Origin of the sequence: Rubellimicrobium arenae (genome assembly GCF_017916275.1) — a bacterium.
GTDB lineage: Bacteria > Pseudomonadota > Alphaproteobacteria > Rhodobacterales > Rhodobacteraceae > Rubellimicrobium > Rubellimicrobium arenae.
In genome coordinates this window covers 127,314-146,909 of sequence record NZ_JAFMST010000001.1, presented here as the reverse complement: position 1 = coordinate 146,909, position 19,596 = coordinate 127,314, and the positions used below count along the sequence as shown (strand labels likewise).

Annotated in this window: 21 protein-coding genes; 3 read left to right on the top strand and 18 right to left on the bottom strand. The window is 70.3% G+C overall.

What is annotated here, in order from left to right:
• Positions 1 to 23 precede the first annotated feature (23 nt).
• From J3P31_RS00690 to J3P31_RS00640, 11 genes are all read right to left on the bottom strand, one after another.
• Complete coding sequence (locus tag J3P31_RS00690; protein WP_210526275.1) at positions 24 to 692, bottom strand: urease accessory protein UreF; 669 nt, start codon at positions 690 to 692, stop codon at positions 24 to 26.
• Positions 676 to 1,209, bottom strand: coding sequence for an urease accessory protein UreE (locus J3P31_RS00685; RefSeq protein ID WP_210526273.1), 534 nt, complete (start codon positions 1,207 to 1,209; stop codon positions 676 to 678). The genes J3P31_RS00690 and J3P31_RS00685 overlap by 17 nt, the downstream gene beginning before the upstream one ends.
• Positions 1,206 to 1,835: a hypothetical protein gene (locus J3P31_RS00680; protein WP_210526272.1), complete on the bottom strand. Its 630-nt coding sequence runs from the start codon at positions 1,833 to 1,835 to the stop codon at positions 1,206 to 1,208. The genes J3P31_RS00685 and J3P31_RS00680 overlap by 4 nt, the downstream gene beginning before the upstream one ends.
• A gap of 16 nt (positions 1,836 to 1,851) precedes the next feature.
• Positions 1,852 to 3,561, bottom strand: coding sequence for an urease subunit alpha (ureC, locus tag J3P31_RS00675; protein ID WP_210526270.1), 1,710 nt, complete (start codon positions 3,559 to 3,561; stop codon positions 1,852 to 1,854).
• A gap of 166 nt (positions 3,562 to 3,727) precedes the next feature.
• Positions 3,728 to 4,831, bottom strand: a complete 1,104-nt coding sequence (locus J3P31_RS00670; RefSeq protein WP_210526268.1) for an NAD(P)/FAD-dependent oxidoreductase — start codon at positions 4,829 to 4,831, stop codon at positions 3,728 to 3,730.
• Between the two features lie 28 nt (positions 4,832 to 4,859).
• Entirely contained in the window at positions 4,860 to 5,165 is a 306-nt protein-coding gene (locus J3P31_RS00665) for an antifreeze protein (RefSeq protein ID WP_210526267.1), read from the bottom strand.
• A 1-nt stretch (position 5,166) separates the two neighbouring features.
• Positions 5,167 to 5,559 (bottom strand): lysozyme inhibitor LprI family protein, encoded by a 393-nt coding sequence (locus J3P31_RS00660; RefSeq protein ID WP_210526265.1) that lies wholly within the window; start codon positions 5,557 to 5,559, stop codon positions 5,167 to 5,169.
• Positions 5,556 to 5,861 carry an urease subunit beta gene (locus J3P31_RS00655; protein ID WP_210526263.1) on the bottom strand — a complete coding sequence of 102 codons (306 nt, stop codon included), beginning with the start codon at positions 5,859 to 5,861 and terminating at the stop codon, positions 5,556 to 5,558. Before J3P31_RS00655 ends, J3P31_RS00660 begins: the two co-directional genes overlap by 4 nt.
• Before the next feature lie 12 nt (positions 5,862 to 5,873).
• A complete protein-coding gene (locus J3P31_RS00650) occupies positions 5,874 to 6,176 on the bottom strand; it encodes an urease subunit gamma (protein WP_210526257.1) in 303 nt (100 codons plus the stop codon).
• A complete protein-coding gene (locus J3P31_RS00645; RefSeq protein ID WP_210526256.1) occupies positions 6,176 to 7,015 on the bottom strand; it encodes an urease accessory protein UreD in 840 nt (279 codons plus the stop codon). Before J3P31_RS00645 ends, J3P31_RS00650 begins: the two co-directional genes overlap by 1 nt.
• An 83-nt stretch (positions 7,016 to 7,098) precedes the next feature.
• Positions 7,099 to 7,506: a DUF4864 domain-containing protein gene (locus J3P31_RS00640; RefSeq protein WP_210526255.1), complete on the bottom strand. Its 408-nt coding sequence runs from the start codon at positions 7,504 to 7,506 to the stop codon at positions 7,099 to 7,101.
• A gap of 91 nt (positions 7,507 to 7,597) precedes the next feature.
• Between J3P31_RS00640 and J3P31_RS00635 the strand changes: the two genes are divergently transcribed.
• Positions 7,598 to 8,470, top strand: coding sequence for a CHAD domain-containing protein (locus tag J3P31_RS00635; protein WP_210526254.1), 873 nt, complete (start codon positions 7,598 to 7,600; stop codon positions 8,468 to 8,470).
• A 46-nt stretch (positions 8,471 to 8,516) separates the two neighbouring features.
• Here the strand turns inward: J3P31_RS00635 and J3P31_RS00630 are convergent, their stop codons facing one another.
• On the bottom strand, positions 8,517 to 10,094 hold the full coding sequence (locus J3P31_RS00630) for a lysine--tRNA ligase (protein WP_210526253.1): 1,578 nt from the start codon (positions 10,092 to 10,094) through the stop codon (positions 8,517 to 8,519).
• A 90-nt stretch (positions 10,095 to 10,184) separates the two neighbouring features.
• On the opposite strand from J3P31_RS00630, the gene J3P31_RS00625 reads away from it, so the two are divergent.
• Positions 10,185 to 10,604 carry a tellurite resistance TerB family protein gene (locus J3P31_RS00625; RefSeq protein WP_210526252.1) on the top strand — a complete coding sequence of 140 codons (420 nt, stop codon included), beginning with the start codon at positions 10,185 to 10,187 and terminating at the stop codon, positions 10,602 to 10,604.
• Between the two features lie 43 nt (positions 10,605 to 10,647).
• Here the strand turns inward: J3P31_RS00625 and J3P31_RS00620 are convergent, their stop codons facing one another.
• The 6 genes from J3P31_RS00620 to J3P31_RS00595 all read right to left on the bottom strand — a co-directional run bounded on the left by J3P31_RS00620 (position 10,648) and on the right by J3P31_RS00595 (position 17,706).
• Positions 10,648 to 12,177 carry a D-alanyl-D-alanine carboxypeptidase/D-alanyl-D-alanine-endopeptidase gene (locus J3P31_RS00620; RefSeq protein ID WP_210526251.1) on the bottom strand — a complete coding sequence of 510 codons (1,530 nt, stop codon included), beginning with the start codon at positions 12,175 to 12,177 and terminating at the stop codon, positions 10,648 to 10,650.
• A 102-nt stretch (positions 12,178 to 12,279) separates the two neighbouring features.
• On the bottom strand, positions 12,280 to 12,882 hold the full coding sequence (locus J3P31_RS00615) for a nicotinate-nucleotide adenylyltransferase (protein WP_210526250.1): 603 nt from the start codon (positions 12,880 to 12,882) through the stop codon (positions 12,280 to 12,282).
• On the bottom strand, positions 12,882 to 13,706 hold the full coding sequence (locus J3P31_RS00610) for a TolB family protein (protein ID WP_210526249.1): 825 nt from the start codon (positions 13,704 to 13,706) through the stop codon (positions 12,882 to 12,884). Before J3P31_RS00610 ends, J3P31_RS00615 begins: the two co-directional genes overlap by 1 nt.
• Positions 13,707 to 13,708: 2 nt before the next feature.
• Entirely contained in the window at positions 13,709 to 15,301 is a 1,593-nt protein-coding gene (locus tag J3P31_RS00605; protein WP_210526248.1) for a glycoside hydrolase family 43 protein, read from the bottom strand.
• Positions 15,302 to 15,308: 7 nt separating this feature from the next.
• Positions 15,309 to 16,343 (bottom strand): L-glyceraldehyde 3-phosphate reductase, encoded by a 1,035-nt coding sequence (gene mgrA / locus J3P31_RS00600; protein WP_210526247.1) that lies wholly within the window; start codon positions 16,341 to 16,343, stop codon positions 15,309 to 15,311.
• Between the two features lie 70 nt (positions 16,344 to 16,413).
• On the bottom strand, positions 16,414 to 17,706 hold the full coding sequence (locus tag J3P31_RS00595) for an AI-2E family transporter (RefSeq protein ID WP_246849207.1): 1,293 nt from the start codon (positions 17,704 to 17,706) through the stop codon (positions 16,414 to 16,416).
• A 149-nt stretch (positions 17,707 to 17,855) separates the two neighbouring features.
• Between J3P31_RS00595 and ettA the strand changes: the two genes are divergently transcribed.
• On the top strand, positions 17,856 to 19,511 hold the full coding sequence (gene ettA, locus J3P31_RS00590) for an energy-dependent translational throttle protein EttA (RefSeq protein ID WP_210526246.1): 1,656 nt from the start codon (positions 17,856 to 17,858) through the stop codon (positions 19,509 to 19,511).
• The last annotated feature ends 85 nt before the right edge of the window (positions 19,512 to 19,596 follow it).

Here is a 19,596-nt window from a genome sequence, read left to right as displayed (position 1 = left end):
TCAGGGATGGGCAAGGCCGGCCGTCAGGACCGGAAGATGCGGGGCTCCAGCACCTCGTGCCGCATGGAGCAAAGGTCGATGGCCACGGCGCAGGACCCGATCTCGTCCGGTCCAAGCTCCACCGCCCCGGCGACGTCGGCGCAGGTCGGAGCAAGCCGCAGGAGGATGCCCTGGGCCGCCGTCTGGCCCAGCGGCATCAGCCGTTGCCCGGCCTGCACCAGCGTCGTGGCAAAGGCCTGCAGCGCGACCTCGGCCACCGGGCGCGCGGGCAGCCCGCCCAGCCGCGCCGCCCGTCCGAGCACCAGCGGAAACGGCATGTCGGGGATGGTCCAGCCATGAAGCGCGCGCAAGGTTCCGGCGAAAGCCGCGCCCTGGCCCGCCGCCTCGGCGCGTCGTTCACGCGAGGGGGCGAGCGCGCTGGCGAGGTCGGCGAGGTGGCGAAGGTCGCCCTCCCCGGCCCGGTGCGCCGCCCCGATCAGGATGGCATCGGTTCGCCCGGCCCCATGCCGCAGCACGGCATTAAGCCAATCCTCCAGGGTGGGGGCATCCCGCACCGTGCCGTCGCGCGCCGCCTGCTCCAGGCCGTGGCTCCAGGCGAACCCCCCGGTCGGGAACGCGGGCGACAGCCAGCGCGCCAGCGTCAGAAGCTGCAAGGGTCCGAGCCCGGCATCGGGCTCAGTGGTCGTGGCCATGCCCATGCGAAGGCTCGTGATGCCCGAGACTGCCGATCCCGAGCCGATGATCGTGCTCGGGCGCGTGCCCGTGGGAATGTCCCATCACGCGACCTTCGCCGTAGGCGCCCCCCTCCGGCCGGAAGGGCGCGACGACCTCGGCCACCTCGGCCCCGAGCCCCTTCAGCATCCGCGCCATCACCGGATCGGCCAGAACCCGGACGCGGTCGCCAAGCAACTCGCACGGCGCATGGCGGTTGCCGATGTGCCAGGCCAGCCGGGGCAGGTCGCCGCGCACCTCAAGAAGCCGCTCCGCCGCCGCGACCACGGCAATGAGCCGCCCGTCCGCGAGCTCGAAGGCGTCGCCGTCCTCGACACCGGTGGTCTGCGGCAGATCCACGAGGAATCCCTCGCCCGACGCGGTCACGAGCCGCCGCCGCCGGAGCAGCCGGTCATCATGCGCCAGCGTCACCGAGCCATGCGGCGCCACGGGCAGCGGGGACCGGCGCAACCCTCGGGCCGGGGGGAGGTCGGTCATGGAACGGCCTCGATGGCGGCGATGTCGGCGGCCGGCGCGCGCCCCTCCGGCGAGGTGCGCCAAAGGTCCACCGCAAAGCCCAGGTCCATGAGATAAAGCCACGCCCGCGCGGGTTCCCCCTCCTCGACGGGCTCATCGCCCCCGTCCGCCACGGGGTCGTCCTGCGTTTGCGTGATCTCGAAGGCCCGGAAGGGGCAGCCCGCCAGGGTCACGTTCTCCCAGGGTCCCATCTCGTAGACCTCGCGGACCTCGAATGGCTCACCCTCCCCCAGGTAGCGGACGCGGGGGAACGTGAACCGCGACTCGGGCGAGGGATGGGGCAGCTTGGAGCCGATGACCCCGTAATCGATCGAACCCTGCGCCTCGCCGGCGCTGCCCTCGAGGGTTTCCAGATCAAAGAACCCCCAGGCCATCGCCTGGGTGACGTGCCCACCGTCCGGCCGGTCCGTCCGAACCCGCAGGACGACAGGATCGGCGGTCGCCCGGACGGTCGTGGCAACGCCGTCGGCCCGTGTCACGCGGATGCCGGCCACGAGGTCCGCCGCAGAGGGACAAGGGGCCGCCCAGGCGGGGGCCGCGGCCAGGGCCATCGCAAGAAGGCCGAGGAATTTGCTGGAAAGGGTCATGGGGCCGTCCGATCGGTCAGAACAGGAAGTAACGCTGCGCCATCGGCAGACGGTCCAGCGGCTCGCAGGTCAGCAGCTCCCCGTCGGCGCGCACCTCGTAGGTTTCGGGGTTCACCTCGACCTTGGGCAGCGCATCGTTGAGCTTGAGGTCCGCCTTGGACAGGCCCCGCGTGTTCCGCACCGCGACGGTGTCCTTGGCCAGCCCCAGCGTCCGCCCGATGCCCGCGTCATGCCCCACGGCCGAGACGAAGGTCACCGCGCTCCGCTCCACGCTGCGGCCGTAGGCGCCCCACATGGGACGCGAATAGACCGGCTGCGGCGTGGGGATCGAGGCGTTGGGGTCGCCCATCTGCGCCGACACGATGGTGCCGCCGATCAGCACCATCTCGGGCTTCACGCCGAAGAAGGTGGGGCTCCAGATCACGAGGTCGGCGCGCTTGCCCTCCTCCACCGACCCAGTCTCGTGCGCGATCCCGTGCGCGAGCGCCGGGTTGATCGTGTACTTGGCCACGTAGCGGCGAGCGCGGAAGTTGTCGTTCGCGCCCGTTTCCTCGGCCAGCCGCCCGCGCTGCACCCTCAACTTGTGCGCCGTCTGCCAGGTCCGCGTGATGACCTCGCCCACCCGGCCCATCGCCTGGCTGTCCGAGGCGATGATGCTGAACGCCCCCATGTCGTGCAGGATGTCCTCGGCCGCGATGGTCTCGCGCCGGATGCGGCTCTCGGCAAAGGCCACGTCCTCGGGGATCGACTTGTCGAGGTGGTGGCAGACCATGAGCATGTCGAGATGCTCGTCCACCGTGTTCACCGTGAAGGGCCGCGTGGGGTTGGTGGACGCCGGCAGCACGAAGGACTCGCCGCAGATCTTGATGATGTCGGGCGCGTGCCCCCCGCCCGCGCCTTCGGTGTGGAAGGCATGGATGGTGCGGCCCTTGATCGCCGCCACCGTGTTCTCCACGAACCCGGATTCGTTCAGCGTGTCGGTGTGGATCATCACCTGCACGTCGAGGTCGTCCGCCACGGTCAGGCAGGTGTCGATGGCCTTGGGCGTCGTCCCCCAGTCCTCATGGAGCTTGAGGCAGGCCGCCCCGGCCATGACCTGCTCCTCCAGTGCCAGCGGCAGCGAGGCGTTGCCCTTGCCCGCGAACATCAGGTTCATCGGAAAGGCATCGGCGGCCATCATCATGCGCCCCAGATGCCACGGCCCCGGCGTGCAGGTGGTGGCCAGGGTACCATGCGCCGGGCCGGTGCCGCCGCCGATCATGGTGGTCAGCCCGGAATGCAGCGCGTCGTCGATCTGCTGGGGGCAGATGAAGTGGATGTGGCTGTCGATCCCCCCGGCGGTGACGATGCGCCCCTCGCCGGCGATGGCCTCGGTCCCGGGGCCCACGATGATGTCCACGCCGGGCTGGGTGTCGGGGTTGCCCGCCTTGCCGATCTTGTGGATGCGCCCGTCCTTGAGCCCGATGTCCGCCTTGTAGATGCCGGACCAGTCCAGGATCAGGGCGTTGGTGATGACGGTGTCCACCGCCCCTTCGGCCCGCCCGCGCTGCGACTGCCCCATGCCATCGCGGATCACCTTGCCGCCCCCGAACTTCACCTCCTCGCCATAGGTGGTCAGGTCCCGCTCCACCTCGATCCAAAGCTCGGTGTCCGCGAGCCGCACCTTGTCGCCCGTGGTGGGCCCGAACATGGCGGCGTAGTCGCGGCGGGAGATGATGGCAGGCATGGAGGACTCCGTAGGGTCGTGCGGGCCCACAAGGCCCCGGGTGGCCGGACTTGTCAAAGGCCCGGGCCGCCGGACCTCCGGGAAACCGCGTCACTCCTGACCTGTCGGCGGCAGAGCGCCTGCTTTTGAGGCAGGCGCCGAAATGCGGTCGGGAGGCCGCCTGAACTCAGGCGGCGCGCGCCTCCAGCCAGGCCAGGAGGCTGTCGTGCGCTCCGGTCTCCACCGCCATGGCCACCCGCCGGCCCACCGCGGCGCCGAACTTGTAGCCATGGCCCGAGCAGGACGACACCACGAGGCAGCGCCCCCGTGCGAGCGACGTGAACCGCTCGTCCGCGGTGAAGGTGTAGGCGCAGGTCACGACGCTTGCGACGCGGTAATCGTCCAGCCGTGCCATGGGCGGCGCGAAGTGGCGCAGGATCGCGCGTCCTTCGTCCGGCCAGGGCGCACGGTCCATGTCGGCGTCGGCGGACGGCACCTTGTGCCGGCCCGTGCCGAACTTCAGGCCACCGCCTCCGGTCGGCGGGATGATGTAGCCGTCGGTGTCCCCGCCCACGTCGAGGATCACCGGAGCGGCGTCCCAGGCCGCCTTGAGATCCGCCGGAGGCTCCAGGTAGGCCAGCGCCGTCCGATAGGTGCTAAGCCGCCCGGCCAGGTCCGGAAACAGCTTCGTCACCCAGGCGCCCGCCGTGACGACGACCCGATCCGCATGGAGAGGCTCGCCCTCGGCCAGAAGGACTTCGCCCCGCTCGGCGTTCACGGCCGTGACGCGCACGCCGTCCCGGATCTCCGCGCCGTTGGCGCGCAGCCAGGCGGCCAGGTCCGAGGCGATGCGGCGGCAATGCAGCGCGCCGCCCTCGGGCGACAGGATGGCATAACGGAACGTCCCGGGCTCGAGGAACGGCCAGCGGGCCGCCGCCTCGGCCGGATCGAAGACCTCGAAGGGCCACCCTCCCTCGCGCAGGCCGTCGCGGTAATCCTCCGCCTCGTCCCCCGGCTCGCGGGAGATGCACATGAACCCGCGATGGTCGTAATGGGTCGTGCCCAGGTCGCCCCACATCTCGTCCCAGGCCTCATAGGCCTCGGTGATCATGCGGCCGTAGCCGTTCCCGCGCCCATAGGCCCGCCGGATGATCCGGTGATGATCGCCCGAGGCGGCGAGCGGATTGGGCACGGGCCCCTGCTCGAGCAGAGTCACGCGGTGGCCGCGCTTGGTCAGCGCCCAAGCCGAGGACAGGCCGGCGATTCCGGCCCCGACGACGATCACCTTCACGACGGATCCTTTCCGGGGAACGCTGGGCTCAGGAGAGCGGCGGACGCTTGGGCTTGGTCAGCCGCTTCACGTTCGACGAGGTCCGGCGCTTGATGGGACGGATCGCCGCCGCGGCGATCTGGTCGGGCGACTTGCCCGCCATGGCCGCGGCCCCGGCGGCCACCGCGGCTTTGGCGAAAGCCGGGGCCTTTTCGCTGACCATGGTGTGATTCTCGCGCTTCGAGGCCGGCAGAAGGCCCATCATGCCCCACATCCGGAGCGTCACGACGGTCTGCGCCTGCGCCATCATCGACCAGAACGCGAAGGCGGACCTCCAAGGCTGGTATGAATTCATCTCATTCCCCTGCATAGTCCCGAAGCATGTCGGTGCGGTCGCGCGTCAGCCCTTCCAGGCATCCGTAATACACCATCGGATAGGCCGACCCCAACTCGATGTACCGGCTCTGCGCCAGGCAGGCGGGATCCCGATAGGCGACCCAGGCGCGCTGCGCGTCGCGCAGGGTGGCTTCCGCATCCGGCGTGGCCCCGGTCTTGCACGCATCCCGGTCGAAGACCCGCGCCCGCGCCACGGCGGCCTGATAGGCACCGTTCAGGTCGGCGTCGGCCGCCTGCCAGGAATCCACGGCACAGGCGTTGAGATCGGCCTGGGTGATGAGCGTGCTGCAATCCGCCTCCTGCGCCGCCGCCGGCGCGGCGAGAAGGACCAGCGCCGCCGCGAACGATCTCACAGGCGGCCCCCGACCTGCCCGTTGAAGCCATGGACCACCCGCTCGCCCGCATAAGGGATGAGCGAAACCTCGCGCCGCTGCCCCGGCTCGAACCGCACGGCGGTCCCGGCCGCGATGTCGAGCCGCATCCCCCGTGCCGCCGCCCGGTCGAAGTCCAGGGCCGGGTTCGTCTCGGCAAAATGGTAATGCGATCCCACCTGCACGGGACGGTCGCCGGTGTTGGCCACCATCAGCGTGATCGCCTCGCGGCCCTGGTTCAGCACGAGGTCGCCCTCGGCGGTCACGATCTCTCCGGGGATCATCGGCGGGCTCCTTCAGCGGATCGGGTTGTGCACGGTCACGAGCTTCGTGCCGTCGGGAAAGGTCGCCTCGACCTGGACCTCGTGGATCATCTCGGCCACGCCTTCCATGACCTGGCCGCGCGTGACGACCTGCGCCCCCGCTTCCATCATGTCGGCGACGGAGCGGCCGTCCCGCGCCCCCTCGACCACCGCATCGGTGATGAGCGCGATCGCCTCGGGGTGGTTCAGCTTGACGCCGCGCGCCAGGCGCTTCCGTGCGACCTCGGCCGCCATGGAAATGAGAAGCTTGTCCTTCTCGCGGGGGGTGAGCTGCATCAGAGTTTCCAGACTTTAGGGAGGGCCGCGCCCGTCAGGCGCAGGATGATGGGAACCAGCACGCTTCGCAAGGCGAAGCCATCCGGTGCCACCATCCGCACGAACAGCAGCCCGTCTTCGATCAGGCTCGCGCCGCCGCTGCCCGGCAAAAGGGCACGCACGGCCGCAAGGTGCCCCCCGGCCGCGTCGCCCGCGAACAGCAGCGAGGCCATCGCCCGCCCGCCCGCCGCGACGCCCGGCCGATCCAGCGTGGCGGCCATGTCCTCCTCGATCCGCAGGACGTCGGCGAACAGGAGCCGTCCGTCCCTCCGCACCTCCCAGCGGTCGCGCAGGCGGCCGCTCCGGACCTGCTCCCCGCGGGCCAGCCGCCCGAAGATCAGCGGCTCCACAAGGAGCGCCGTCGCCCCGGGCGCGAGATCGACGGACAGCCTGCGGTCGAGCCGCGCGCCGTCGAAAAGGATGGTCTCCTGCGGGAGCCAGTCGATCCGGGCGCCCTCGCCCGCCCCGAGCCGCGCCTCGACCCGGGCGGGCGGATCGCCGGCGGCGCGGTAGGCCCGTTCGGCCGCCTGCGTCGTGAGGAGGAGCCGCGCCTCGGCCTCGGCTGTCGCCTCCAGGCTCATGCGGTCGCCGCTGGTCAGCCCACCCGCGGTGTTGAGCGTGACCATTTCCAGCGCCTCGCCTCCGGACCGGGGGAACAGCGCCTTGAGCGACCCCTGCTGCCTCAGATGCCGAAGCCGCATGACCGGTCCGTCGCGCCGGACGGTCACGGCCACCTCCCCCCTCGCGCGCGGAGGCTGGGGGGGGCTGGGCAGGCGGGCGGTCAGGTCCGGGGCATCCATGCGGCCCTTATGCCCGAAGCTCCGCGCCAAGGGCCAGCGCTGCGGCGCAGCACCCGGACATCGACCGCAGGAAGGTCACAGTCTCAGGCGGTCACGTCCGGCGCGGGGAGCACCTGGACGCCGTCGATCTTCCAGCCTTCGGGCAGCTCGATCATGTCGTAATCGAGGATCCAGGCCCGGCCCTCGGCGTCGTCCACCATGACCTTCTGGTGCAGCTCGCCACCCTCGTCGCGCAGTTCGAGGAAATCCGCGTCGCTGTTGGTCCAGACCATCGGATAGCCCTGCTCGACCATGCGGCCGAAGTTCTCGGGCGTGCCGAAGATTCCCTGGATCGAGGGACTCGCGTGGCCCCAGGCGCCCTGGACGTCGCGCGCGTTGAAGTCGGCCAGCTGGTCCGTGATGACCGCCTCGATGGCGGCGCGGTCGGCGTCGTCCTGCGCGGCGGCCGCGAACGGCAGGGTCATCAGGGCCAGGGTGATCAGGGGGCGCATGGCGGTGTCCTCCGGTTGGGGCGCTGTCACTTGTCTGACACGACCGGGACCGCAAATAAGTTTCACGACCAACGCGCCATTCGGACCCTTCATGCCCTACGCCATCCTGCCCGAGGACGAATCCGTCCAAGCGGCCCTGCGCCGCATCGCCCGCGAGGAGGCCGAGGGCGCGCTGGCCCAGGTGCGCGGCGACGGCGACCTGGGGCCTCGCGTCCACGCGATGCGCAAGACGGTCAAGAAGCTGCGGGGCCTGCTGCGTCTCGTCCGCCCCGTCTTTCCGCACGCCGGCGCCGAGAACGCGGTGCTGCGCGACGCCGGGCGCGGGCTGTCGGCCCTTCGTGACGCCGCCGTGCAGTTGTCCACCGCCGAACGGCTGACCGAGCCCCTGCCGGACGACCGCCGGACGGCCCTGCTGGCCCCGTTCCGCGAGGCGGCCCGTCATCACGACGCCCGCGCCGAGGCCGAGATGCTGCCCCCGTTCGCCGACGCGATGTCCTCGCTCGTCAGCCGGAGCGAGGGCTGGCGCCTGAAGAAGGAGGGCTGGGACGCGCTCGAGCCGGGGCTGGTCCAGACCTGGGAGGCCGCGCGCAAGGCCATGAAGGCCGCCCGCCGCGACCCCGATCCCGAGGCGCTCCATGAATGGCGCAAGAGGACCAAGGACCACTGGTATCAGGCCCGCCTCCTCCGCCATCTCTGGGCCGGGATGATGGATCCCCATATCTCGGCCGCCGACGACCTGGGCGAGATGCTGGGCCAGGTGAACGACCTGGCCGTGTTCCGCGAACGGCTCGACGCGGCGGACCTGTCCCCCGCCCTGCGGTCCGAGGCGCAGGACCTGGCCACCGTCCGTCATGCGGAGCTGATGGCCCAGGTGGTCCCGCTGGGGCGCCGCCTGTTCGCCGGCGACGCCGAGGGCCTCACGCGCCGCTGGGGCACGTGGTGGTCCCTTCGGGGATCGGCCTGACCCGGTCCCGCCAAGGGTCCCCCTTCCGGGCGACCCCGGGACGGGCTCAGGCCGCCTGCTCGGCCCCGAGGCGGCCGTCGATCAGCCGGATCGTCTCGTCGACCCCGTAGAGCGCGATGAAGCCCCCGAAGCGAGGCCCGTCCGAGGCGCCGAGCAGGACCTCGTAGAGCCCCTTGAACCAGTCCCGCAGCGGCTGGAACTGGTGCTCGTTCCCGACGGCGAAGACGACGGTCTGGAGCGCCTCCGCGTCGGCGGGTCCGTCCCAGGCGCGCAGCCGGTTCGCCAGATCCTCCATCGCCGCGCGTTCCTTCTCGGAAGGCGCCCGGAAGACCCGCGTGGGCTTCACATGGTTCTGGAAGTAGCGCACGGCATGGCCTGCCGCCGCGTCCAGTCCCGGATGCGTCTCGGGCGAGGCCTCGGGCGCGTAGCGGCGCAGGTACTTCCACAGCGTCTCCTTCTCCTCGGCTCCGGCGACCGAAGCGAGGTTGAGGAGCATCGCGAAGGGCACCACCATGTCCGAGGCGGGCGGGTTGCCGCCATGGATGTGCCAGACCGCGTTCTGGAGCTTTCCGGCCTCGTCCTGCGCGGGGTAGGCGCGCAGCGACTGGTGATACTCGTCCACGTTCTTGGGAATGACGTCCCAGTGCAGCCGCTTCGCCGTCTTGGGCTTCTGGTACATAAAATAGGACAGCGACTCCGTCGCCGCGTATTCCAGCCACTCGTCGATGGTCAGGCCGTTGCCCTTGGACTTGGAGATCTTGCCCCCCACCTCGTCCAGGAACAGCTCATAGACCATGTGGTTGGGCGCACGGCCTCCCAGCACCTCGCAGATGCCGTCATAGATCGGCGTGTTGGTGGAATGGTCCTTGCCGTACATCTCGAAGTCCACGCCCAGCGCCGCCCAGCGCGCGCCAAAGTCGGGCTTCCATTGCAGCTTCACATGCCCGCCCGTCACCGGCAGCGTCCAGTCCCGCCCCGATCCGTCGTCGAAGGTGATGGTGCCCTCCTTGGCGTTCACCTCCTTCAGCGGGACGTAAAGCACGCGGCCCGTCTCCGGATGGATCGGCAGGAAGCAGGAATAGGTCTGCTGCCGCTCCTCGCGCAGGGAGGCCAGCATGATCTCCATGATCGCGTCGTACCGCTCCGCCGCCTTCAGGAGCGTCTCGTCGAAGGCGCCCGAACGGTAGAAGTCGGTGGCCGAGACGAACTCGTACTGGAACCCGAAGGTGTCCAGGAACCGCCGCAGCATCGCGTTGTTGTGGTGGCCAAAGCTCGGATATTCCCCGAACGGGTCCGGCACCGTGGTCAGCGGCTCCTGCAGGTGCAGGCGCAGCATCTCCAGGTTCGGCACGTTCTCCGGCACCTTCCGCATCCCGTCGAGGTCGTCCGAGAACACCACGAGCCGCGTGGGAATGTCCGAGATCACCTCGAAGGCGCGGCGGATCATGGTCGTCCGCAGCACCTCGCCGAAGGTGCCGATATGCGGCAGGCCCGATGGCCCGTAGCCCGTCTCGAACAGCACATGGTCCTTGGGCGGGCCGCTCTCGACCCGTTTGAGCAGCGCGCGCGCCTCCTCGAAGGGCCAGGCCTTGGACACCATCGCCGCGTCGCGGAGAGAGGACATGAGTTGCGCTCCTTGAATGAACGGGGGCCTCCCTATTGCCGGGGTGGCCCGGCGTCAATAAACCTGACCCCGATCCCAGAAAGGCCCCCCATGCCCGAGAACACCATCCTTTCCCCTCAGGACGCGCTTGTGGCGATCATGCTCGCCGTGTCCGTGGCCGACGGGAGCATCCGCACGGCCGAGCTCGTGCAGATCACCAACCTCATCGAGAACCTTCCCGTCTTCGCCCAGTACGACCAGGCCAAGCTTCAGGATATGGGTCCGATGATGATGCGCCTGATGAACGAGGACGACGGGCTCGACCGGCTCTTCGAGCTGGTCCACCGCTACCTGCCCGAACGTCTCTGGGAAACGGCCTACGCCCTGGCCTGCGACGTCGCCGCCGCCGACGGCTTCATCACCGGTCCCGAAGGGCAGATCCTCGAGGAGATCCGCGAGGAGCTCGACATCGACCGTCTCCACGCCGCCGCCATCGAACGGGGCGCCCGGGCGCGTTTCCAGACGATCTGACAGGGTCCGCTGCCCGGTCCCGGGCGGCGGCCGTCGCGGCCCCTCAGGCGGCCGAAAGACCCCACCGCTGGAGGAGCACCTGTTGCAGCCTCCGCGACCGGGCCAGGAAGTCGCGGCTCCCTTCGGGGATCTCGTCCTGCGATCCGGCGGCCGCGGCACGCGCCTCCAGATCCGCCGAGAAGTAGGCAAAGGCCAGATCCGTTCCGGCCAGCGTCCGTTCGTAGCCCGCCAGCGCCGAGGCAAAGTTCAGCGTCCCCGTCTTGGCCCGCACGAGGCCCGGCGGCATGGCGAGCGGGTCGCCCCCCGAATCCGTCAGGGCGATGTTCCTGAGCAGGGGCCGGAGCCGCTCCATCACCCCCCGCGCGGCCAGCGCCACCGCCATCTCCTGCGCCGAGACGCGGCTTTCGCTGCCCAGGCCGGAATGGTCCACCAGATGCACCCGGGCGCCCGTGGCGTCGCGCAGCCAGCGTGTCATGGCCCTGGCGGATTCGGCCGGCGTCGTCGGGGCGAGGCCCCGCGCCAGGCTCGCCGCGAGGCCCACCACCTCGGCGGTGAGGTTGGTCGAATGCAGGAGCATCCGCCGCAGCACGTCCTCCAGGGGGTCGCTCTCGATGCGGGCGATCTCGGTCGCCCCGGCGGGCAGGGTCGCGATGACCTCCGGCGCCGGCAGCACCAGCCCCTGCTCGTTGGCGAGCCCCACGAAGGCCTGCCCGGCGTACATTGCCGGGCTCCGCACTGGCAGCCATCGGCTCCCCGCCGCGCCAAGCTGGTCGCGCGCCACGGTCCACAGGTCCGCCGCCCCCGCGCGGGTGTAGGTGTAGACAGGCAAGGTCCGGGGCTCCACGCGCATCTGCGCGATGGTCACGTCCGGGCGATGGTTGTCGCCCAGCGCCTCCATCCGGACGCGGTAGTCCGCGCCCGCCCGCTCCCATTCGAAATAGACCCGGTTGAAGTTGAGGTTCAGGCCCGAGATGGCGGGGTTGTAGTCGAGATGCGGCAGCTGCTCGGTCGAGATCTCGCGAAGCTCGGGCAGAGCGCCGCCCCAGACGCGGAAGCCGCCGACCTCGGTGAGGCCCGCATCCCTGAGCGCGACCGCAAGCTCGGCGAGCCGGTCGGTGGTGAGCTCCGGGTCCCCTCCCCCGGCCAGGATCAGGTCCCCCTGCAGGCGCCCGTCCACCACCGGCCCCGACGCGAGCAGGCGCGTCGCGAACCGATGCTCGAGCCCCAGGGCATCGAGAGCATAAAGCGTCGTCAGCGACTTGGTGACGGAGGCGGGCGGGAACGCCGCCTGCGCGTCCTGCGACGCCACCATGGTCCCGTCGCGCATGTTCACCAGCGCCACGGCGACCTGCCCCTCCAGCCCCGCGTCTTGGATAAGGGCCTCGATCTCCTGCCGGGCGATCGGCCGCGCCTCGGGCGGGCCGAGGAGTGCGGCGGGCGTCTCGTCCTCGACGGCCCCCCGCAGCAAGGGCCGGGGAACCGCGGACGGTGCCTCGGCGGCGGCCAGCCCGGCGACGGCCGACAGCCCCCCCGCCAGTAGCCCGCGCCGCGTGATCCTGCCCCGTGCCAACATGCCCCAGCATCCCCCGTTCCAGGTCCGGCGGACGTTAGCGGGGCCTTGCGGCGGCGCAAGGGGCGGCGGGGCGAACGCGTTCAAGGCTTCGGGAAGCCTGCGTCATCGCGTCCAGCCACCCTGGGCGCGGATGGCCGAAGACGACAGGGGGACCAGCGGCAGGTTCAGCGCCACCCAGGCCGGGGGCTCGCGCCGGGCGAGCAGCCGCGCGTCGCGCTCGTTGATCTGCGCCCCGCGAAAGGCGCGGGCCGCCGGGGCGAACCGGGCGGACAGCCGCGCCCCGGGCCGCGCCAGCACCGCGACCGGGACCTCGGCCATGATCTTGCGCCAGTCGCGCCAGCGGTGGAACTGGGCCAGGTTGTCCGATCCCATCAGCCAGACGAAGGTCACGTGGGGATAGCGGGCGGCCAGCCGCTCCAGGGTCTCGGCGGTGTAGCGCGTGCCGATCCGCGCCTCGAGGTCGGTGACCTTCACGCGCGGGTTCCGGACCAGCGCCCGCGCGGCCGCGATGCGGCGGGCCATGGGCGCGGGTCCTTCGCGCTTGAGCGGGTTGCCCGGGCTGACCAGCCACCACACCCAATCAAGGCCCAGCCGCTGGATCGCCTCCTCGGTGATCCGCAGGTGCCCGGCATGGGGCGGGTCGAACGAGCCGCCGAGCAGCCCAACGACCTGCCCCCGCCCCGCGAAGGGCGCGCCTGGCCCCATCAGGGCGCGAACCGCATGAAGGCGAAGCGGCGGGAATCCGGCGCCCAGCAGGGCACGTTCATCGTCCCCTGCCCGCCAAACAGCGGCAGAAGCTCCCGGCTTTCGCCGCCCTCCTGCGGCAGGAGGCGCAGCGTCACGTTCAGGCCGGCCGGATGCCCCCGGGTGCCGGGTGGATAGGCGATGTAGACGACGTGCCGTCCATCCGGCGAAGGATGCGGGAACCAGTCCACCGTCTCGCCGCCGGTCATCCGCTCGCGGTCCGACCCGTCGGGCCGGATCCGCCAAAGGTCCACGCGGCCGTCCTTTTCGCCGTTGAACCAGATCCAGCGGCCGTCGGCGGAATAGTCCGGCCCGTCGATGTGGTCGAAGTCGTCCGCCACGCAGACCTCGTCCGACCCGTCCAGCGCGCAGGTGTAGAGCGAGACCGGGGCCCCGTCGCGGCGCACCCCCGCATAGGCCAGCCGCTGCCCGTCGGGCGACCAGGAATGCCACCAGGACGGCACCTTTTCGGTGACGCGCACGGGCTCACCGCCGGTGATGGGCATGCAGTAGATGCAGGATTTCTCGGTCTCGGTCTTGCCCGAGATCGCCAGCGTCCGACCGTCCGGCGACAGGCCGTGGTCGTTGTTCAGCTGGCCGATCCGGCCGGTCGGGAACGGCTCCAGCCGGGGCTCGTCGAGGGGGACGCGCCACAGCCGCCCGTCGCCGTTGACCAGCAGGAACCCGTCCGGATGCCAGTTCGGGGCCTCGATGATCCCGTCATGGGTCAGGATCACCGACGTGTCCCCGGTCGCGATGTCGTGGATGCAAAGTTCGCTGCGCATGGTCACTCCCCCGGCCAGTATCCGAAGCGGCGGAAGCGCGCTTCCCGGCCCTGCCCCGACGTATCCATGGCGAACATCCCCACGAAGGCGCCTGTGAAGGAGCCATGCTCGCCGCGCCCGCCTTCGTCCGAGATGACGGCCGCGTTCAGGTCCGGCCCCAGCGGCCGCCAGTCGCCGCCCTGCCGCCAAAGGAACCGCTGCGTGGCCCCGGTCACCTCGACCCGCAGCTCCACGGGACCCGGCGCGACCGGGACGGGCTCGGCGGGATAGGTCAGGCGCCCCTCGGGCCAGTCCCCCGGGCAGGACAGGATCGTCAAAACCGGCTGGTCCCCTTCCCGCGTCAGGACCGCCGCATGAAGCTTGTGGCGGTTGTAGTAGGTCACGAGCCCCGCCGCCTGCTGGTAGGTCCGGGGGTCGAACTCCAGCGCCGTCTCGGCGGCATAGGTCAGGTGCTCCTGCCTCCGCGCGACCAGCGACTGCTCGTACCAGCTCCCCAGGCTTTCGCGGCCGACCAGCACCAGCGCCCCGGCCTCGCAGCGGAACAGCCGCTCGGGATGCGGGGTCCGGAGCCACTGGAACTCCGGCGGCAGGGCGTCCCAGGATTCGCGGACCACGGGCGCGGCGGGCCGGGGCTCCGCCGCGACGGGCGAGGGCACCTCCTCCCGCGGGACGGTGCCGCCCTCGGCCAGCCAAAGCCAGCCGTCGCGCCAGACCACCTCCTCCAGCCCCGTCTCGCGGCCAAGGGGGCAGTAGCGCCCGGTCCCGTCCGGCCCCGCGATGGGACGGCCCATCAGGAAGGAATGGTAATGGCGGCCCCAGTGGGTCTCCACGTACTGGCCGTGCCCGGCCCGCTGGATGGGGCCGCCGGTGCCCTGGGTGGTGATGACGTGCTTCTGCGGATGCGTCTCGTAGGGGCCGCGGATGTCCCGCGACCGCGCCAGGGTGACGGCATGATCGTAGCCCGTGCCCCCTTCGGCGGTGGTCAGGTAGTACCACCCGTCCCGCTTGAAGAGGTGGGGCGCCTCGGTGAGCCCTCGGTCCGTCCCCGCATAGAGGATCGTGGCCTCTCCGGTCAGCCCCTTCTCGGGCGACCATTCCTGCAACAGGATGCCGTCGAAGGCGTCGTTCGCCGGGTTGCAGCCCGATCCCGGACCCCGGTGGTTCCAGCGCATGTTGACGAACCACCTGCGCCCGTCGTCGTCATGGAACAGCGACGGGTCGAAGCCCGAGGAGTTGACGTACCACGGGTCCGACCAGGCCCCGTCGATGGTCGCGCAGGACGTGATGTAGTTGTGCGCGTCCTTGAAGGCCCCGTCGAACCGCTTCACGTCCGTATAGACGAGCCAGAACCGGTCCCCGTCGTGGGACAGGCAGGGCGCCCAGACCCCGCAGGAATCGGGCGCCCCCCGCATGTCGAGGAGCCCCGCCCGGGCCAGCGGCCGCGCCACCAGCCGCCAGTTCACGAGATCGCGCGAATGATGGATCTGCACCCCCGGGTACCATTCGAAGGTCGAGGTGGCGAGGTAGTAGTCCTCGCCGACCCGGCAGAACGACGGGTCCGGGTTGAAGCCCGGCAGCACGGGATTGCGGATCATCCCCGGCTCACATCACCGTCTCGGAGGAACGCGCCCAAAGGTTGATGTCCTCCTCCCGCGCGAAACGGTCGATCTCGGCCAGCTCCTCGGGCGTGAACTCCAGGTTCTCGACCGCCTTGGCGCAGTCCTCGACCTGGCTCGGGCGCGAGGCGCCGATCAGGGCGCTGGTGATGCCGCCCTCGCGCAGGACCCAGGCCAGCGCCATCTGCGCCAGCGTCTGCCCGCGCCGCTGCGCGATGCTGTCGAGGTTGCGCAGGTTCTCGATGACCCCCGGCGCCAGGAGGCGGGGATCGAGGCTCTTGTCCTGCATGGCGCGGCTGTCCTGCGGCACGCCGTTCAGGTACTTGGCGGTCAGCATCCCCTGCGCGAGCGGCGTGAACGCGATCGAGCCCACGCCCAGGTCCCGAAGCGTGTCCTTGAGGCCGTCCTTCTCCACCCAGCGGTTCAGCATGTTGTAGCTGGGCTGGTGGATGACCAGCGGCGTCCCCAGGTCCCTGAGGATCGCGTGCGCAGCCTTCGTCCGCTCCGAGTTGTAGCTGCTGATGCCCACGTAGAGCGCCTTGCCCGACCGCACGATCTGGTCCAGCGCGCCCATCGTTTCCTCCAGCGGCGTGTCGGGGTCGAGCCGGTGGGAGTAGAAGATGTCCACGTAGTCCAGCCCCATCCGCTTCAGCGACTGGTCGCACGAGGCGATCAGGTACTTGCGGCTGCCCCATTCGCCGTAGGGGCCGTTCCACATGTGGTAGCCCGCCTTCGAGGAGATGATGAGCTCGTCCCGAAGCCCGTGGAAGTCGGACTTGAGGATCTCGCCGAAGGCCTCCTCGGCGCTGCCGGGGGGCGGGCCGTAGTTGTTGGCCAGGTCGAAATGCGTGATCCCGTAGTCGAAGGCCGTCCGCAGGATGTCGCGCTTGGTCTGGTGCGGCGTGTCGTGGCCGAAGTTGTGCCACAGCCCCAGCGAGATCGCGGGCAGCATCAGGCCCGACCGGCCGCAGCGGTTGTACACCATGCGGGAATAACGATCCTCGCGCGGATGATAGGTCATGCAATGTCCTCCTCACGTCGGCGCGATGTGGCCACAGCCGCGCCGCGCCGTCCAGAGGAGCCGTGGGCTCCTATTCCGCCACCAGGGGCGTGACGCGGACGTCACCGGGCGCCTGGGTCGGGGGGCTGTCCTCGCGGGCCTCGGCCTGGGTGCGGTAGGGCGCGCTGTCCAGCGCCGGGCCGGTCGTCGCCTTCTGCGGCGCCTCGTCCGGCTTGGTGCCCGGGTCGCCCGACAGGAAGCTGCCCAGCGTCTGCAGGCTGTCCACGTTGTCGCAGACCGCCTTGACCACCACCAGGAACGGCACCGCCAGGATTGCCCCCGCCACGCCCCAGAGCCAGGTCCAGAAGGCCAGCATGATGAGCTGCGCCACCTGGTTCAGCTCCAGCCGCCGCCCGACCAGGATGGGCGTGACGACGTTGCTTTCGAGCCCCGACAGGATGATGAGCGCAAGCGGCGGCAGAGCGGCGTCCCAGAGGCTGTCGAAGGTGACAAGGGACACCGCCCCGACCAGCCCCACCGTCAGCAGGTTGCCCACGAAGGGGATGTAGTTCAGCAGGAAGGTCATGAGCCCCCAGACCGCCGCCATGGGCATGCCCAGCGCCCAGAGAGACAGCCCCGACAGGACGCCCAGCCCGATGTTGATGACGGTGATCGCGCCCAGATAGCGCGAGATCTGCCGCTCCACGTCGCGGATGATGGTCAGCGCCTTCTTCTTGTCCTTGAGCCGCGGCGCGGCCTCGACGATCCGCCGGTGGTAGAAGTCGCCCGAGGACAGCAGGAACAGCGTCAGCAGCAGCGCCGCCGCCAGCGACCCCGACGCCGAGGCGAGGCCGCTCACCGCCTGCGACACGAGTCCGGGCTCGCTGTCCACCACCGTCACGACCTCGGGCTCGGGCGGGACCTCGCCGCCGTTGGCCGCCGCGGCGGCTGCGTCGGTCACCTGCGTCGTCGCTTCCTGGATGGAGGACACGCGGTCCATGATGCCCGCGAACTTCTCGCGCACCTCCTGGGCGACCTGGGGGGCGTCCTCGACCATCTGCGTGACCGGGCCCGACAGGAAGTAGCCCAGCACGAACAGCGTGATGGCCAGCCCCGCCATCAGCGCCATGGCCGTGACGGCGCGCGGGATCCTCAGCCGCTCGCCCGCGCGGATCACCGGCAGCAGCGTGAGCGTGAGCACGATGGCCAGCACGATGGGCAGAAGTACGCTGCGGGCGAAGTAGACGGCGGTGAACAGCGCCATCAGGAATGTGAGCATCAGGACCCGGCGGATCCGTCGGAGCTCGACGTTGCTGTCCTCCGCGACCTCGAGCTGCTGCTCCTCGATATCGTCCTCGACCTCGTTGGCCAGGCTCTCGGCCATGCTTGCACCTCCCCGGGACTCTTCTTCGAACAATCGGGACGCACGGCAGGTTCCGGCGAGGGCCATGAACTCGCCCCGCCGGTTGTCCCGGGCCGGGGCCTTGGCTATGGAGGGGCAAAATCCGAACGCCGCGCCCGAGGAGAGCCCCCATGGCCAGCTATCAGTACGTCTACCACATGGACCAGGTGTCCAAGACCTATCCGGGCGGCAAGAAGGTCTTCGAGAACATCCGCCTGAACTTCCTGCCCGGCGTGAAGATCGGCGTGGTCGGCGTCAACGGCGCCGGGAAGTCCACCCTCCTCAAGCTGATGGCCGGCCTCGACAAGGACTTCCAGGGCGAGGCCTGGGCCGCCGAGGGCGCGCGCATCGGCTACCTGTCCCAGGAGCCGGTGCTGGACGACATGCTCAACGTCCGCGGCAACGTGATGGAGGGGGTCAAGGCCAAGCAGGCGATCCTCGACCGCTACAACGAACTGGCGATGGACTACTCCGACGAGACCGCCGACGAGATGGCCCGCCTCCAGGACCAGATCGACGCCGAGGGCCTGTGGGACCTCGACGCCCGCGTGGACATCGCCATGGAGGCGCTGCGCTGCCCGCCCGACGACGCCGACGTGCGCGACCTGTCCGGGGGCGAGCGTCGCCGCGTCGCGCTCTGCAAGCTCCTGCTCGAGGCGCCCGACATGCTGCTTCTCGACGAGCCCACCAACCACCTCGACGCCGAGACCATCGCCTGGCTCCAGAACCACCTGATCGAATACAAGGGCACGATCCTCTGCGTGACCCACGACCGCTACTTCCTGGATGACATCACGTCCTGGATCCTCGAGCTGGACCGCGGCCGCGGCGTCCCCTACGAGGGCAACTATTCCGCCTGGCTCGACCAGAAGGCCAAGCGCCTCCTGCAGGAGGCCCGCGAGGACAAGGCCAAACAGAAGACCCTCGAGCGCGAGCTCGCCTGGATCCGCCAGGGCGCGAAGGCCCGGCAGGCCAAGCAGAAGGCTCGGATCGACCGCTACAACGAGATGGCCAACCAGTCCGAGCGCGAGCGCATCGGCACCGCCCAGATCATCATCCCCAACGGCCCGCGCCTGGGGGGCAAGGTGATCGAGGTCGAGGGCCTCAAGAAGCACATGGGCGACAAGCTCCTCATCGAGGATCTGACCTTCTCCATCCCGCCTGGCGCCATCGTCGGCGTGATCGGCCCCAACGGCGCCGGCAAGACCACGCTCTTCCGGATGCTGACGGGCCAGGAGCAGCCCGACGCCGGGACGGTCAGCTTCGGCGACACCGTCAAGCTCGCCTACGTGGACCAGTCGCGCGACTCGCTCAACCCCGACGCCAACGTCTGGGAGGAGATCTCGGGCGGCGCCGAGATCATCGCGCTGGGCGACGCGACGGTGAACAGCCGCGTCTACTGCGGGGCCTTCAACTTCCGGGGGACCGACCAGCAGAAGAAGGTCGGGCTGCTGTCGGGCGGGGAGCGCAACCGCGTCCACATGGCCAAGCTGCTCAAGTCCGGCGGCAACGTCCTCCTCCTCGACGAACCGACCAACGACCTCGACGTCGAAACCCTCCGCGCCCTCGAGGATGCGCTGATGGACTTCGCCGGCTGCGCGGTGGTGATCTCGCACGACCGCTTCTTCCTCGACCGGATCTGCACCCACATCCTCGCCTTCGAGGGCGAGGCTCATGTGGAGTGGTTCCAGGGCGACTTCACCGCCTACGAAGAAGACAAGAAGCGCCGCCTCGGCGTCGATGCCCTCGAACCCAAGCGGCCGAAGTTCAAGAAGTTCGTCCGCTGACGCTTCGGGACTGCGCCGGGCCACCCCCGCCCTGGCGCAGTCCTCCCCCATGTTTCGACCGTCGCCCGCCGGGGCGGCCTGCCCT